This is a genomic window from Bradyrhizobium sp. ORS 375, from assembly GCF_000239775.1.
Taxonomy (GTDB): Bacteria; Pseudomonadota; Alphaproteobacteria; order Rhizobiales; family Xanthobacteraceae; genus Bradyrhizobium.
In genome coordinates, this window is the sequence record NZ_CAFI01000401.1 from 1 (window position 1) to 13,493 (window position 13,493).

Consider the following 13,493-nt stretch of genomic DNA (forward strand, 5'->3'; position numbering starts at 1 on the left):
CGTCTCCGGGCCAAACCCCGCCGCCTCCGGGTGCCGAGCCGCGACCGGGCCGGCCAGGCGCCGGTGGGCCGCCTCCGGGCGCCCAGCCGGGTGGACCGCCGCCGCGTGGCGCACCCACGCCTCCGGCCGGAACGGTGACCCCAGCGCCGGGCACGCCGCCGTCGCCCTCACCAGCAACGCCTCCTGCAGCCCAGACGCCTGCGCCGGGTACGCCTCCCGTTGCCGGCAATCCGCCGCCGGGCGGCCGCCCCGGCACGCCTCCGGGCGCTCCCGGCGGACCTCCGCCCGTCGCGGGACCTGGTCCCGGTGGCGCGGGTCCGGGACCTGGTGCTCCTGCAGCGGGACCGAACGCTGGACCTGGTGCGCCGCAAGCGGGCCCAGGCGCCGTGCCGCCCGCCGGTCCCCCGGCGATGTCGAACCGTCCGCCGCCGCAGGTGGCTGCGCCGATTCCGGCTCCGCCGCCGCCGACGCCTCAGCAACTCACGCCGATCGCTCCCGGCGCGCCGATGCAGGGACCGCAGCGGCTCGACGACTTCCGCGCTCAGCGCCGCGAGGTGCAGGAGGGCGGCCGGACCGTGATCTACGAGCCGGGCCGCGTCATCGTGCGCGATCCCAGCGGTCAGGCGTTCGTGCGCCACGACGAACTCGAGCGCTTCCGCTACGGGGCCCGCGACATCCGCGTGCTGCGTGAGGATCGCGGCGAGACCCGCACCGTGGTGATCCGTCCGGATGGCAGCCAGATCGTCACGATCACCGGGCCCGACGGACGGCTGCTGCGGCGCATCCGCCGCGACATCGGCGGCCGCGAGATCATCATCATCGACAACACCTACCGCGATCCCCAGGCGGTCGGCGGCTTCTACGTCGATCTGCCGCCGCCAGAGATCCGCATCCCCTACAACCGCTACATCGTCGACGCCGAGGAGGCGCCGCCGGATGTCATCTACGACACGCTCGTCGCGCCTCCGGTGGAGCGCGTGCAGCGGCGCTACTCGCTCGACGAAGTCCGCTACTCACCCTCGGTGCGTCAGCTGATGCCGTCGATCGATCTCAACACGATCACCTTCGAGACGGGATCGTGGGAGATCGGCCCTGACCAGGTGGCGAAGCTGCAGGTCATCGCCGACGGCCTCAACCAGGCGATCCAGCGCAATCCGCGCGAGGTCTTCCTGATCGAGGGTCACACCGACGCGGTCGGCAACGAGACCGACAATCTGTCGCTCTCCGATCGCCGTGCCGAATCGGTCGCCACGCTGATGACGCAGCAGTTCGGCGTGCCCGCGGAGAACCTGACCTCGCAGGGCTATGGCGAGCAGTACCTGAAGGAGCAGACCCAGGGACCGAGCCGCATCAACCGCCGCGTCACGGTCCGCCGCATCACGCCGCTGCTGAATGGCGGGCAAGCGGCGCTACCGCCACCGCCTCCGGGCGTGGCGCCGCCGCGGTGAGGTGCGACTAACAGAAATGAAAAATGGCCGGGAGCGATCCCGGCCATTTTGTTGATGGCAACCTGCCACGTCATATTCGGTGTCGTCCCGGCCTTGAGCCGGGACCCATACTCACCGGGTCTAGTTCCGTGATGGCTGGAGCTCCAGCCCGCTCTCACCACTTAACGCGGTGGTTATGGGTCCCGGCGTTCGCCGGGACGACGCCGGAGAATGTGGTGCGCGTCCCGCTCCGAGACGATGAGCTCAGCTCTTGTCGCCCTTGTCGTGGCCGAGCTGGAAGATCTGCGCGCCGTCCGCGCCCGACAGCAGCCCGGTGTCCGAATAGAGCTTCAGCTTGGCGCGGGTGTCGGTGATGTCGAGGTTGCGCATGGTCAGCTGGCCGATGCGGTCGGCGGGCGTGAAAGCGGCGTCCTCGACCTTCTCCATACTCAGCCGCTCCGGCTGATAGCTGAGGTTCGGACTCTCGGTGTTGAGCAGCGAATAGTCGTTGCCGCGGCGCAGCTCGAGCGTGACCTCGCCGGTGATGGCGCTGGCGACCCAGCGCTGCGCAGTCTCGCGCAGCATCAAAGCCTGCGAGTCGAACCAGCGGCCCTGATAGAGCAGGCGGCCGAGGCGCAGGCCGTTGATGCGGTACTGCTCGATCGTATCCTCGTTGTGGATGCCGGTCAGCAGCCGCTCATAGGCGATGTGCAAGAGCGCCATGCCCGGTGCCTCGTAGATGCCGCGGCTCTTGGCCTCGATGATGCGGTTCTCGATCTGGTCGCACATGCCCAGGCCATGGCGGCCGCCGATCGCATTGGCCTCCAGGAACAGCGCGACCGGATCGGTGAAGGTCTGGCCGTTGAGCGCGACCGGCTGGCCCTCCTCGAAGCGCACCACGACGGTCTCGGGCTTCACCGCGCAGTCCTGGCGCCAGAACGGTACGCCCATGATCGGGTTGACGATGCGGATGCCGCTGCTCAGGCTCTCGAGATCCTTCGCCTCATGGGTGGCGCCGAGCAGATTGCTGTCGGTCGAATACGCCTTCTCGGCGCTCATTTTGTAGTTGAAGCCGTTGGCGGTCAGGAACGCCGACATCTCGGCGCGGCCGCCGAGCTCGTCGATGAACTGTTGGTCGAGCCAGGGCTTGTAGATCTTGAGGTTCGGGTTGGTCAGCAGGCCGTAGCGGTAGAACCGCTCGATGTCGTTGCCCTTGTAGGTCGAGCCGTCGCCCCAGATGTTGACGCCGTCCTCCTTCATCGCGGCCACCAGCATCGTGCCGGTGACGGCGCGGCCGAGCGGCGTGGTGTTGAAGTAGGTCGCCCCTCCCGTCGAGATGTGGAAGGCGCCGGACTGGATCGCCGCGATGCCCTCGTGCACCAGCTGGGTGCGGCAATCGACCAGGCGCGCCTTCTCGGCGCCGAAGCTCATCGCCTTGCGCGGGATCTCGTCATAGTCGGACTCGTCGGGCTGGCCGAGATTGGCGGTGTAGGCGAAGCAGCGCGCGCCCTTCTGCTTCATCCAGAGCAGCGCGGCGCTGGTGTCCAGGCCGCCGGAGAAGGCGATGCCGACTTTCTCGCCCTTGGGAAGGCCTTTGAGGATCGTGGTCATGGGGAGTCCAACCGGTGTTGATGGCCGTAACGTTCGGAAATTCGCGCGCGGATAGCAGATTTCGCCCCGCTGGGCACGCGATTAATGGGGCTGGGCCGCGCTCAGGCCGCGGGGCTGGTGTCCGGCTGGCGGCGGCCGAACAGGCGGCGCATCAGGCGGAAGCCCGGCATGGCGAAGCGGGTCAGCGCGGCATCGATGCCGGCATCGGTCAGGCGCGTCGACGGCCAGCGGTAGATGTAGCCATGCGCCATCCAGATCACGAGGAAGGTGACGAGGCCGGCGGCGGAAATGTCGGTGAAGAAATGGCCGCCGAACGCCATGCGCAGGACCGACGTGGCCAGGCCGAACAGCACGGCGGCGGCATAGGCGACCGGCCGGACCGCCGGCGGCGTCAGTGCGGCCGGGGCAAGCGTCCAGAATGCCGTGGCCCCCTCGCCGGAGAAGAACGAGCAGTTGCGGCCGCAGCCGCCGCGCGGATCCCACCACGGCACGAACTGCATGTCGCCGCCGAACTCGGTCACCACCACCGGGCGTGGCCGGCCCCAATAGGATTTGAACGTGAAGTTGGTCAGCACACCAGCCGAGAGCGACAGCGTCAACAGCAGGAAGGCGATGGTGCGGCCCTTGATCAGCAGCGGCCGGTCCGGCCGGATCAGCTTCACTACCAGCGCGACGATCGAGGGCAGCGCGAGGCCCCAGGCGACCCACATCGCCGCGTCGCGCGCGAAGGCGGCGGTGCCGTCGAGCTTCAGCGGGAAGCTGCGCGTGTGCGGATCGTAGAACAGCGCGGCGAGCTTGAGGTCGAGCTCGGGATAGACGCCGAACAGCACGCCGATGACGAGCGCGAGCGACAATGCGATGAAGAGGCCGTTGCGGTTCATGGCGCGCGGTTTAGCGAAAGCGGATGGCGATGGAAAGGCGGCACCTCAGCGCGACGATCCGGCCGGGAGCGGGGGCGGCGGCAGTCGCGGCGGTGATTCGCGCCACCGGCCCGCATTGCGGCCGGCGACCAGCCAGTAGATGAGGCCGCCGAGAATGCCGGCGCCGGTCAGGATCTCGAGCTGGCGGCGGTCGATGCCGTCGAAGCGCAAGGTGTCGGGATCGAACGGAATCAGGCCGAGATAGCAGGCGGCGCCGACGATGCCGCCGCCGATTGCGTAGGCGAGCACGCTGCGGATCGAGAACGCCTCGGTGATGAGCGCAATGAGCAGCGCGGGGATCAGCGCGAAGCCGGACACGAAGATGAAGCCGAAGCCGATGACGACCTGAAGTGCGCTCTGGTCGATCGGGCCGAAGCCGATGTCGGAGAATTCCGGGATCAGGATCGCGGTCACGACGACAAGGCCCGCGACAAATGATGCGAGCACGAAGGCGAACGCGATCACGATGAGCCGGCCGATCAGCGCCATGGCTTAAACCCATAGTAGACGAGGAGGACCCCGCTCTCCCCACTCGTCATGGCCGGGCTTGACCCGGCCATCCATCTCTCAAAAACATTTTCGGCGAAGAGTGATGGATGCCCGGGTCAAGCCCGGGCATGACGATGGTGCTCGGAGATGCAGGCGCGAACAATCATCAATCCGTCATCGCCATCGCGCGCAGCGCCTGGCGCTCGCGGGCGGACAGCTTCTCGGTCTCCGACTTCAACTGGCCGCAGGCGGCGAGGATGTCGCGGCCGCGCGGGGTCCGCACTGGCGAGGAATAGCCGGCGTTGAAGACATATTCGGAGAACTTCTCGATCTGCTCCCAGTCCGAGCATTCATAGGCCGAGCCCGGCCATGGATTGAACGGGATCAGGTTGATCTTGGCCGGAATGCCCTTCAGCAGCTTGACCAGCAGCTTGGCGTCGTCGAGCGAATCGTTGACGCCCTTCAGCATCACATATTCGAAGGTGATGCGCCGCGCGTTGGACGCGCCGGGATAGTCGCGGCAGGCCTGCAGCAGCTCGGCGATCGGATACTTCCGGTTCAGCGGCACCAGCTCGTTGCGCAACTCGTCGCGCACCGCGTGCAGGGAGATCGCCAACGCCACGCCGATCTCCTCGCCAGCCCGCCTGATGTTCGGCACCACGCCTGACGTCGACAGGGTGATGCGGCGGCGGGAGATGCCGATGCCTTCATTGTCGGACACGATCAGCAGCGCGTCGCGCACCGCGTCGAAGTTATATAGCGGCTCGCCCATGCCCATCATCACGATGTTGGTGATGAGGCGGTTGCCGTGCGGCGTCTCGCGATCCGCCCAGTCATTCAACCGGTCGCGCGCCACCATGATCTGGCCGACGATCTCGCCGGCGGTGAGGTTGCGCACCAACCGCTGGGTCCCGGTATGGCAGAACGAACAGTTGAGCGTGCAGCCGACCTGCGACGAGACGCACAGCGTGCCACGGTCCGTCTCCGGAATGTAGACGCACTCGACCTCATGCGCCTTCTGCAGACCGTCGCCGCTCGGCAGCCGCAGCAGCCATTTGCGGGTGCCGTCATTGGAGATCTGCTCGGCCACGACCTCGGGGCGGTCGACCGTGAAGCGCTCGGCCAGACCGCTGCGCGTGTCCTTCGAGACCGAGGTCATCTCGTCAAAGGATTGGGCGCCGCGGAAGTAGAGCCAATGCCACAGCTGCTGCACCCGCATCTTCTGCTGCCGCTCCGGCACGCCGATGTCGCCGAGCCTGGCCGCCAGCTCCGCGCGCGACAGCCCGATCAGCGACGGCTTCGCCGGCGGCACATAGGTTTCGAGCGGCGTCTTTTCGAGGGGCGCGGCGGTGTCGCGCAGCCCGGCAGTCGTTGCCATGTCCAGGGGCCCAAAATGCTGCCCGGCCGCTGCGGCCGGAGGCTTTCAACGGCTGTATATAGCAGTCCGGCCGCCGAATGCGACCCGGATGACCACAGGCGGTATTGGCAGGCCGCTCAGCGGCGGCAATCCTGGGCGATCCGATCGAGCGCCTGGGCAAGGCCCTTCAGCGAGAACACGTCCGTGGTCTCGGTGCCCTTGGCGGAGACGCCCTTGACCACGGCCTCCGGTGCCTTGCGCAGGGCCTCGACCATGCGCTCCTCCTCGGCCGCGTTCTTGATCCAGAGCCCGTCCCCCTGGGCGTACATCGCATAGGACGCACCGCCGACATCGAGCGAACCGTCGGCGCCGGGCTTGAGCGCGTAGCCGATCATGATCGACACCTCGTTGAACACCTTCTCGGAAGGCCGGGTCGAGACGAAGGCATAGGCCGGATCACGCGGGCGGTTGGCGGGGTTGGTCTTGGAGGAGGCCGGCTTGGCCAGCGCGAAGCAGACCTTCTTGCCGCCGGGCATCGCCGTGTAGGCGCCCCATCCACCGTACTGGCCGATCAAGGTCGGTTCCGCGCCACCGATGCTCGGCACGGCCGGCTTGGCGTCGGCCTTGGGCGCGGCCTTCGGCTGTGGCGCAGGCGCAGCCTTGGGTGGCGCCTTCGGCGCAGCCGTCTGGGCCTGGGCCAGGCTCGACGCACCGAGCATGAGTGCGCCGGCCGCCAGCGCTGTCGACAATCGCAAAAACAACATGATTAAGCTAAGTCCCCCGCGATCTCGTCCACCAACATTGTGACTGGAACATGGCCCGGATTCGCAGACGGCCCGCGGCGAGGGATAGCGGCTCAGTCTGCGCTTGCAAAGCCTCTGCTGTGCACAGCTGATCCGTTCCGCCGAACGCGACCGTGGTCATCCGCGCGGTTCCTGGTGTCGAGATCAGCCTGGCCGACCCGGGGTCGATCGCCATGCTGTTCCGAGAGGCGGTATTTGCAGGCGGCCACGCGTCGCGGCCGGCGCCTTGCCGATTGTCGCGGGAACGTAAATCCGGCATGACGTTGCAAAAGCCGGGCACGATCCGGACAACACAACAAGGAGCGCGCCCGTGAAAGCCATTCTCTGCTCGCAGTTCTGTCAGCCCGACGATCTCGTTCTTGCTGACGTGCCCGATCCGGTGGCCGGCCCGGGCGAGGCGGTGATCGCGATCAAGGCGGCGGCGCTGAACTTCTTCGACATCCTGATGATCCAGGGCAAGTACCAGATCAAGCCGCCATTCCCGTTCTCACCGGGCGCGGAGGTCGCCGGTGTCATCGAGAGCATCGGCGACGGCGTGACCGACCTGAAGGTCGGCGATCGCGTGGTGGCCTCTTGCGGGCACAACGGCGCACGGCAGAAGATCGCGCTTCCGGCGGCGTCCATCGTCAAGATTCCGGACAACCTCGATTTCGATCGTGCCGCCGGCATTATCATCATCTACGGCACGGCGCTGCATGCGCTCGAGGATCGCGCCAGCCCGAAGCCCGGCGAGACGCTGGCCGTGCTGGGCGCTGCCGGCGGCACCGGCCTCGCGGCGTGCGAGCTCGGCAAGCTGATGGGGCTGAAGGTCATTGCCTGCGCCTCGTCGGACGAGAAGCTGGCGTTCGCCAAGCAGCACGGCGCGACGCTGACCTTGAACTACGCCAAGGAGGATCTGAAGGAAGGCCTGCGCCGGCTGACCGACGGCAAGGGCGCCGACATCATCTTCGATCCCGTCGGCGGCAGCTATGCCGAGGCGGCGCTGCGCTCGATCGCCTGGGAAGGCCGTTTCCTGGTGATCGGCTTCGCCGCCGGCGACATCCCGAAGATGCCGCTCAATCTCGCGCTGCTGAAGGGCTGTGACATCCGCGGTGTGTTCTGGGGCGCCTGGACCCGGCTCAATCCGGCCAAGAACCGCGCCAACCTCGAGAAGCTCGTGCAGTGGACCGCTGAAGGCAAGCTGTCGTCGCATGTCGACCGCACCTTCCCGCTGGCGCAGACCGCCGAGGCGCTCAAGGTGCTCGCCGGCCGTCAGGCCATGGGCAAGGTGATCCTGCATCCCTGACGCGGTTCACCAAGGAGGCCTTGGACTGAGTCAGTTCCGAGGCCTTCAAGTTGCGGATCGTGCCAGTCTGGCGCGCGGTCGGATCGTGAGAGACCCAGGTCCGGGATGCGCAAAAATGTTGCGAGGAAGTCGCACGTTCGGCGAAAAATGCCGCTGACGATTCCCAGGGCGCCGCAACCTGAAGCAGAAAATCCGAAAACGAGCATTTCATAGTTAACGCAACTCAGCCACATTGTGGCAAGGTTAACGACTGAGCTTGCGCGTTGTTATCTCGACGTTTCCTGGTTTGCTGCCATGCAACCGCGCTCTTAGATCGCCACAATCAGATCAAATTATTTCCAGAATCGTGCCGGGTCTCGTCCACTTTTAGTCGGATTCAATTAGTCAATTAGTTGTCGGCAGTGGGGTGCCTCTAGCAATCTTGACGCGTCTCGAGCTTCTGACGGGCTCGGGACCAAGATGTATGTTGCGTGAAGTGAGATGGGGATGAAGGCCATGGCTGAGCGGACGACGCGCGGACGGTTCGACGACAGATCATCAACCGGTCCTGAGTTCAGACCATTCCCGGATGAGACCCCTCAGGAGCGTCCGCAAACCTATCGGTTCGGACGGTCCGCTCAGGATCACTACCCCAACGACGAATCGATGCCGATGTTCCTCTCCGAATATGAGGCCGGCCATCAGATCGAGAGCACGGAGTTCGACGACCAGTGGCCGGTGCGGGCGCGGCGGACGTCGGTCTCCTCCCGAATTCTGCTTGCGGTGGTTGCCGCCGCAGGCGTGGCGGTGCTGTTCGCGCTGGTCACGTCGGATGCGACGCGCGACTTGATCGCCAGCGCCAAGGCATCGATGGTCGGCTCCGCGCCGGACCCGACCGCTCCGCCGCAGCCAAGCGCCACCCAGCTGACCGCGCGCGACATGCAGCTGAACGAGCCCGCGCGCGTCACGCCGGAGCCGCAGCCGGTCGCGGCGCCGCCGGTGCAGATGGCCGCCGTGACGCCGAGCCGCGATGACATCGCCAACGCCTACCAGACAGCGCTGCAGAACCGCGTTCCGACTCAGCCTGTGCCGCCCGCGCCGAGCGTGGCCACGGCGCCTCCGGCGATGACGCCGCCGTCGATGACCTCTCCGGGCGCCGGCGCCGCGATCGTGACCCCCGGCTTGGGCTCCGTCACGGCCGCACCGCCGCCCGCCCAGGCGCGCCGTCTTGATCCGGATGAGCTGGCCGGCATCATGAAGCGCGCCAAGGGCCTGCTCGCGGCGGGGGACATTCCCTCCGCCCGCCTGCTGCTCGAGCGCGCGGCCGAAGCGCAGGAGCCGGCAGCGGCGCTGATGCTGGCGCAGACCTACGATCCCCACGTGCTGGGAACCAAGGACATCCGCAACATCAACGCCGATCCGGCCGCGGCACGGAACTGGTACCGCCGCGCCGCCCAGCTCGGCTCCGGCGAAGCGCAGCGCCGGCTCGATCAGCTGCAGAATTGAACGCACGTGACGGCAGGAATGCCGCCACGTTTCATTTTTTTGTTTCACGCATGATTTTCGAGTCGGTCATGGGCAACGCCGGGGATCAGCTGGCGCAGCGCGCGTTTCGACCCGCGATCATGTGCCAGCTCAATCGAGGGGACACATGCGACGTTTGATTGGAGCGGCTTTGGCCGCAATGATGGTTGCGTGCGGATTTTCTGCCCACGCCGAGGATGGCGAGTTCGATCCCGCCAAGGTCAGCGACAGCCTGAAGGCGATCTTCCAGTTCGGCTCGGTGCAGACCAAGCAGGCGCTCAACGCCAACACGGTCACCCTGATCACCGGCACCATCGGCGGCACCTATGTGCAGTTCGGCGCCGACCTCGCCTCGTTGCTCGATGACGGCAACAGCCTGCGTGTGCTGCCGATCGTCGGCCGCGGCTCGGTGCAGAGCGTCGCCGACATTCTGTTCCTGCAGGGCGTCGATCTCGGCGTCGTCCGCGCCGACACGCTCGATTATCTCGAGCGCAAGGGCTTCGCCAAGGACATCAAGAAGCAGTTCACCTACGTCACCAAGCTGTACAACGAGGAAATGCAGGTCATCGCGCCGCGCGCCGTGCGCAATCTGCGCGACCTCGAAGGCCGCCGGGTCAGCGTCGACCTGCCGAACGGCGGCACCTTCGTGACGGCGCTGACCGTGTTCGAACGCCTGGGCCTGCGCGCGAACTTCCTCTACATCGAGCAGCGCATCGCAATGGAGAAGCTGAAGCGGGGCGAGCTCGACGCCGTCATCGTGGTCGGCGGCAAGCCCTACAAATCCGTCAGCACCTTCGTGAACGACGGCCGCTTCCATCTCGTCAACGTCGATTACGACCGCCCGCTGCAGACCGACTATCTGCCGGCGACGCTGACCGCCAAGGACTATCCCAATCTGATCGCCGAGGGCGAGAAGGTCGACACGATCGCCGTCCCGGCCGTGCTCGCCGCCTATAACTGGGCGCCGAACACCGACCGCTACCGCAAGCTCGCGACCTTCGTCGACGCCTTCTTCACCAAGTTCCCGGCGTTCCAGAACCCGCCCTTCCATCCGAAGTGGAAGGAAGTGTCGCTGTCGGCGCCGCTCGCCGGCTGGCAGCGGCTGCCGGCCGCCAGCAAATGGCTGGAGACCCATGCAATGGAAGGCGCCCAGCGCGACCGCTTCGACGACTTCCTGAAGCAGAGCAGCGCCGGCAGGTCGCTGCCGAGCGAGGCGGATCGCGAGGCTCTGTTCAAGCAATACCAGGCCTGGGAGGCCGAGAAGACTGGCAACGCCCGCGCCCAGGCGCGCGGCCAGCGCTGAGCCGACGATCCGTCCTATGCCCCTAGGTGGAAAAGCCCTGCTCACGCAGGGCTTTTCGTTTGTCGTTGCTGACGATCGCGTCTCACCAAGACCCAGCACCTGGCTGCGGGCGTGACCGTGGTGCTGTCAGCCGCCGTCCTCGCTCAGATCGGCGTCCGCATTGTCATGGAGCCGCGCCAGCGCCGCCTTGGCCGCTGCATGATGATCCGGCGTGATGTGCGAAGCGACCAATCGGATCGCCGTTGCAAGCACTGCGGCGTCGTCGGTGAAGCCGAGGACCGGCATCACGTCGGGCAGAAAGTCGAATGGCAGGATGAAATAGGCGAGGGCGCCAAGCAGCGCGACTTGCACATGCCGCGGGGTCTCCTTGTCGAAGGCGCAATAATAGGCGGCAAGCAGGTCCTCGGCGAACGGGATCCGGGCCACGACCTGCTTGAACTTGATCCAGAAGCGCCGGCGCACGCTGTCACGATCCCGCGCCAACCGGTCGGCCGGCTCGAAGCCAACGCTGTAATCGGTCGAATCCGACACCATGTGCGATCTCCCCACCGAGGCGGACGCCGCCTGCGCGGTCATCCTGCCGTCATGTGGGGACGGCGTCCTGCGCTGCAAGACGCCGTGAGCTCGCAGACTGGCGCGCAAGATCGTCAGGCGCTGCCCGCCGCCGCGATCCTGTCCATCGCCCGCGCCAGCTCGATGTCGAGCAGGGTCACGCCGCCGGCGTCGTGGGTGGCGAGCACCACCTCGACGGTGCGATAGACGTTGCGCCACTCCGGATGATGATCGCGCTTCTCGGCGATGAGGGCGACCCGGGTCATGAAGCCGAACGCTTCGTTGAAGTCCCGGAAGGTAAAGGTGCGGGTGATGGCCTCCCGGCCACCGAGCTCGGACCAGCCCGAAAGGCTGCGGAGGGCGTTGGCACGTGCCTCGGCCGACAGTCGCTCCACCATCTCTGAATCTCCTGTTCAACGCATCTTCGTCTCGCCGGTGCGCCGGCCCGACCCCAACCTATCCGGATGTCTACGGGCACCTGCTCGGGGAGCGGGACCCCGATCGTGCTGCGAGATTAGCAGAAACATGATCCGGATCAGAGCCTTGAGACAAAGTCGACGCAGTCGGGCCATGCAACCGCCCGGTTCATCGCGTACTTGGCCCCCGGTAACCATGACGCAGATGTCACCCCGGGCGGACAAGAAATTTGCTACAGTTTCGGCCTAGCGAAGGACGAGGCCCAACGGAGCTGCGCGTGGCGCCGCTCCCAGGCGATCGGATCACCGGAGGATCGGACCTGGCAGACCCGCAGACCACGCCAGCGCAGCGCTCGCAGATGCGCCCTGCCGTGTTCATCGTCATCGCCGGGATCCTCGCGATCATCGGCGCGCTGGCGGGCGCCTATTATTTCGCCATGCGTCCGGTGGTGCTGAAGATCGCCGTCGGACCGCCCAACAGCGACGACCTCAAGGTCGTCCAGGCCCTGACTCAGGCCTTTTCGCAATCCCATTCCTATGTCCGGCTGCGGCCGGTGCCGACCGAGGGCGCCGGCGAAAGCGCACAGGCGCTGGCGACCGGCAGGGTCGATCTCGCCATCGTGCGCGGCGATCTCGAGGTGCCGAAGAACGCGCAGGCGGTCGCGACCCTGCGCAAGAACGTCGCCGTGCTCTGGGTGCCCTCGTCCGCCAAGGGCAAGGGCAAGAAGGGCGCCGCCAAGATCACCAAGATCTCCCAGCTTGCGGGCCATAAGGTCGGCATCATCGGGCGGACGCCCGCCAACGCCAACCTCCTGAAGGTGATTCTGCACCAGTACGGCGTCGATGCCGGCAAGGTGGAGATCGTGCAATTCCCCATCTCCGAGGCGGCCGAAGCCGTTCGCAACCAGAAGGCGGACGTCTTCCTTGCCGCCGGCCCGGTCAACAGCAAGATCACCGCCGATGCGATCGCCGCCGCCACCAAGGAGGGCGGCACGCCGACGTTCCTTGCGATCGATTCCGCCGAGGCCATCGCGCAGAACCATCCCGAATACGAGGCCGCCGAGATTCCGGCCGGCGCGTTCGGCGGCTCGCCCGATCGTCCGGAGGACGAGGTCAAGACGATCAGCTTCAACCACCACATCGTCGCGCGCAAAGGCCTGGCGGATTCGACCGTGTCGGCGTTCACGCACCAGCTGTTCTCGGTGCGTCAGCAGTTGCTGTCGGAATTCCCGCTGGCGGCCAAGATCGAGACGCCCGACACCGACAAGGATGCCGCGATTCCCGCTCATCCCGGCGCGGCGGCCTTCGTCGACGGCGAGGAGAAGACCTTCCTCGACCGCTACAGCGACTACATCTGGTGGGGCCTGATGGCGCTGTCGGCGATGGGCTCGGCCGGCGCCTGGTTCGCCGGCTATCTCAAGCGTGACGAGCGGACCATCAACACCTCGTTGCGCGACCGCCTGCTGGAGATGATCACGATCGCGCGCAAGAGCGACTCGACCGATGAGCTCGACCAACTGCAGGCCGAGGCCGACGAGATCCTGCGCAACACGCTGACCTGTTTCGAGGACGGCGCGATCGAGCATGCCGCGCTCACCGCCTTCAACATCGCGCTCGAGCAGTTCCACAATGCGGTCGCCGACCGCAAGCTGATCCTGATGAGCATGCCGGCCAACCTGCAGCGCACGGGCGCGCAGTTGCGCGCCGCCGGCACTTGAGGCGACCTCACCTCGTTTCACGCCTCGCCTGGAGTCTGCCGGTCCTCGGACGCTTCGGAGCGCCGTGTAATTCCAACGTCATCAATCTTTTCTAGGTCTCCGGGCGACG

General features: G+C 66.6%; 12 protein-coding genes. 5 read left to right on the plus strand and 7 right to left on the minus strand.

Translation table 11 applies throughout. From position 1 onward, the window contains the following. Window positions 1-410 precede the first annotated feature (410 nt). Window positions 411-1,448 carry an OmpA family protein gene (locus tag BRAO375_RS26720; protein ID WP_175345369.1) on the plus strand — a complete coding sequence of 346 codons (1,038 nt, stop codon included), beginning with the start codon at window positions 411-413 and terminating at the stop codon, window positions 1,446-1,448. Window positions 1,449-1,691: 243 nt separating this feature from the next. Here the strand turns inward: BRAO375_RS26720 and argG are convergent, their stop codons facing one another. The 5 genes from argG to BRAO375_RS26745 form a co-directional block, all read right to left on the minus strand. Further along, the gene (gene argG / locus BRAO375_RS26725; protein ID WP_009030555.1) at window positions 1,692-3,038 is read right to left on the minus strand and encodes an argininosuccinate synthase; all 1,347 of its coding nucleotides are present in this window, start codon (window positions 3,036-3,038) and stop codon (window positions 1,692-1,694) included. 101 nt (window positions 3,039-3,139) lie between these two features. Beyond that, window positions 3,140-3,919, minus strand: a complete 780-nt coding sequence (locus tag BRAO375_RS26730; RefSeq protein ID WP_009030556.1) for a phosphatase PAP2 family protein — start codon at window positions 3,917-3,919, stop codon at window positions 3,140-3,142. Between the two features lie 45 nt (window positions 3,920-3,964). Then, entirely contained in the window at window positions 3,965-4,447 is a 483-nt protein-coding gene (locus BRAO375_RS26735; RefSeq protein WP_009030557.1) for a hypothetical protein, read from the minus strand. Between the two features lie 166 nt (window positions 4,448-4,613). After that, window positions 4,614-5,825, minus strand: a complete 1,212-nt coding sequence (gene rlmN, locus BRAO375_RS26740) for a dual-specificity RNA methyltransferase RlmN (protein ID WP_009030558.1) — start codon at window positions 5,823-5,825, stop codon at window positions 4,614-4,616. Window positions 5,826-5,941: 116 nt separating this feature from the next. Next, the gene (locus BRAO375_RS26745) at window positions 5,942-6,568 is read right to left on the minus strand and encodes an invasion associated locus B family protein (protein WP_009030559.1); all 627 of its coding nucleotides are present in this window, start codon (window positions 6,566-6,568) and stop codon (window positions 5,942-5,944) included. Between the two features lie 349 nt (window positions 6,569-6,917). Between BRAO375_RS26745 and BRAO375_RS26750 the strand changes: the two genes are divergently transcribed. The 3 genes from BRAO375_RS26750 (at window position 6,918) to BRAO375_RS26760 (ending at window position 10,698) form a co-directional block, all read left to right on the plus strand. Further along, a complete protein-coding gene (locus tag BRAO375_RS26750; RefSeq protein WP_009030560.1) occupies window positions 6,918-7,892 on the plus strand; it encodes an NADPH:quinone oxidoreductase family protein in 975 nt (324 codons plus the stop codon). 495 nt (window positions 7,893-8,387) lie between these two features. After that, window positions 8,388-9,377, plus strand: coding sequence for a hypothetical protein (locus BRAO375_RS26755; protein ID WP_035642425.1), 990 nt, complete (start codon window positions 8,388-8,390; stop codon window positions 9,375-9,377). Window positions 9,378-9,522: 145 nt separating this feature from the next. After that, complete coding sequence (locus BRAO375_RS26760; RefSeq protein ID WP_009030562.1) at window positions 9,523-10,698, plus strand: TAXI family TRAP transporter solute-binding subunit; 1,176 nt, start codon at window positions 9,523-9,525, stop codon at window positions 10,696-10,698. 126 nt (window positions 10,699-10,824) lie between these two features. Here the strand turns inward: BRAO375_RS26760 and BRAO375_RS26765 are convergent, their stop codons facing one another. Beyond that, window positions 10,825-11,232: a YkvA family protein gene (locus tag BRAO375_RS26765; RefSeq protein WP_035642416.1), complete on the minus strand. Its 408-nt coding sequence runs from the start codon at window positions 11,230-11,232 to the stop codon at window positions 10,825-10,827. A gap of 113 nt (window positions 11,233-11,345) precedes the next feature. Beyond that, window positions 11,346-11,648, minus strand: a complete 303-nt coding sequence (locus BRAO375_RS26770; RefSeq protein ID WP_009030564.1) for a 4a-hydroxytetrahydrobiopterin dehydratase — start codon at window positions 11,646-11,648, stop codon at window positions 11,346-11,348. A 389-nt stretch (window positions 11,649-12,037) separates the two neighbouring features. Here BRAO375_RS26770 and BRAO375_RS26775 point away from each other — a divergent pair, with 389 nt between their 5' ends. Continuing rightward, window positions 12,038-13,384, plus strand: coding sequence for a TAXI family TRAP transporter solute-binding subunit (locus BRAO375_RS26775; RefSeq protein WP_009030565.1), 1,347 nt, complete (start codon window positions 12,038-12,040; stop codon window positions 13,382-13,384). Window positions 13,385-13,493 lie beyond the last annotated feature (109 nt).

Coding starts and splice junctions, on each gene's coding strand:
- BRAO375_RS26720 (WP_175345369.1), top strand. CDS start 411: ATGTCGAACCGTCCGCCGCCGCAGGTGGCTGCGCCGATTCCGGCTCCG.
- argG (WP_009030555.1), bottom strand. CDS start 3,038: ATGACCACGATCCTCAAAGGCCTTCCCAAGGGCGAGAAAGTCGGCATC.
- BRAO375_RS26730 (WP_009030556.1), bottom strand. CDS start 3,919: ATGAACCGCAACGGCCTCTTCATCGCATTGTCGCTCGCGCTCGTCATC.
- BRAO375_RS26735 (WP_009030557.1), bottom strand. CDS start 4,447: ATGGCGCTGATCGGCCGGCTCATCGTGATCGCGTTCGCCTTCGTGCTC.
- rlmN (WP_009030558.1), bottom strand. CDS start 5,825: ATGGCAACGACTGCCGGGCTGCGCGACACCGCCGCGCCCCTCGAAAAG.
- BRAO375_RS26745 (WP_009030559.1), bottom strand. CDS start 6,568: ATGTTGTTTTTGCGATTGTCGACAGCGCTGGCGGCCGGCGCACTCATG.
- BRAO375_RS26755 (WP_035642425.1), top strand. CDS start 8,388: ATGGCTGAGCGGACGACGCGCGGACGGTTCGACGACAGATCATCAACC.
- BRAO375_RS26760 (WP_009030562.1), top strand. CDS start 9,523: ATGCGACGTTTGATTGGAGCGGCTTTGGCCGCAATGATGGTTGCGTGC.
- BRAO375_RS26765 (WP_035642416.1), bottom strand. CDS start 11,232: ATGGTGTCGGATTCGACCGATTACAGCGTTGGCTTCGAGCCGGCCGAC.
- BRAO375_RS26770 (WP_009030564.1), bottom strand. CDS start 11,648: ATGGTGGAGCGACTGTCGGCCGAGGCACGTGCCAACGCCCTCCGCAGC.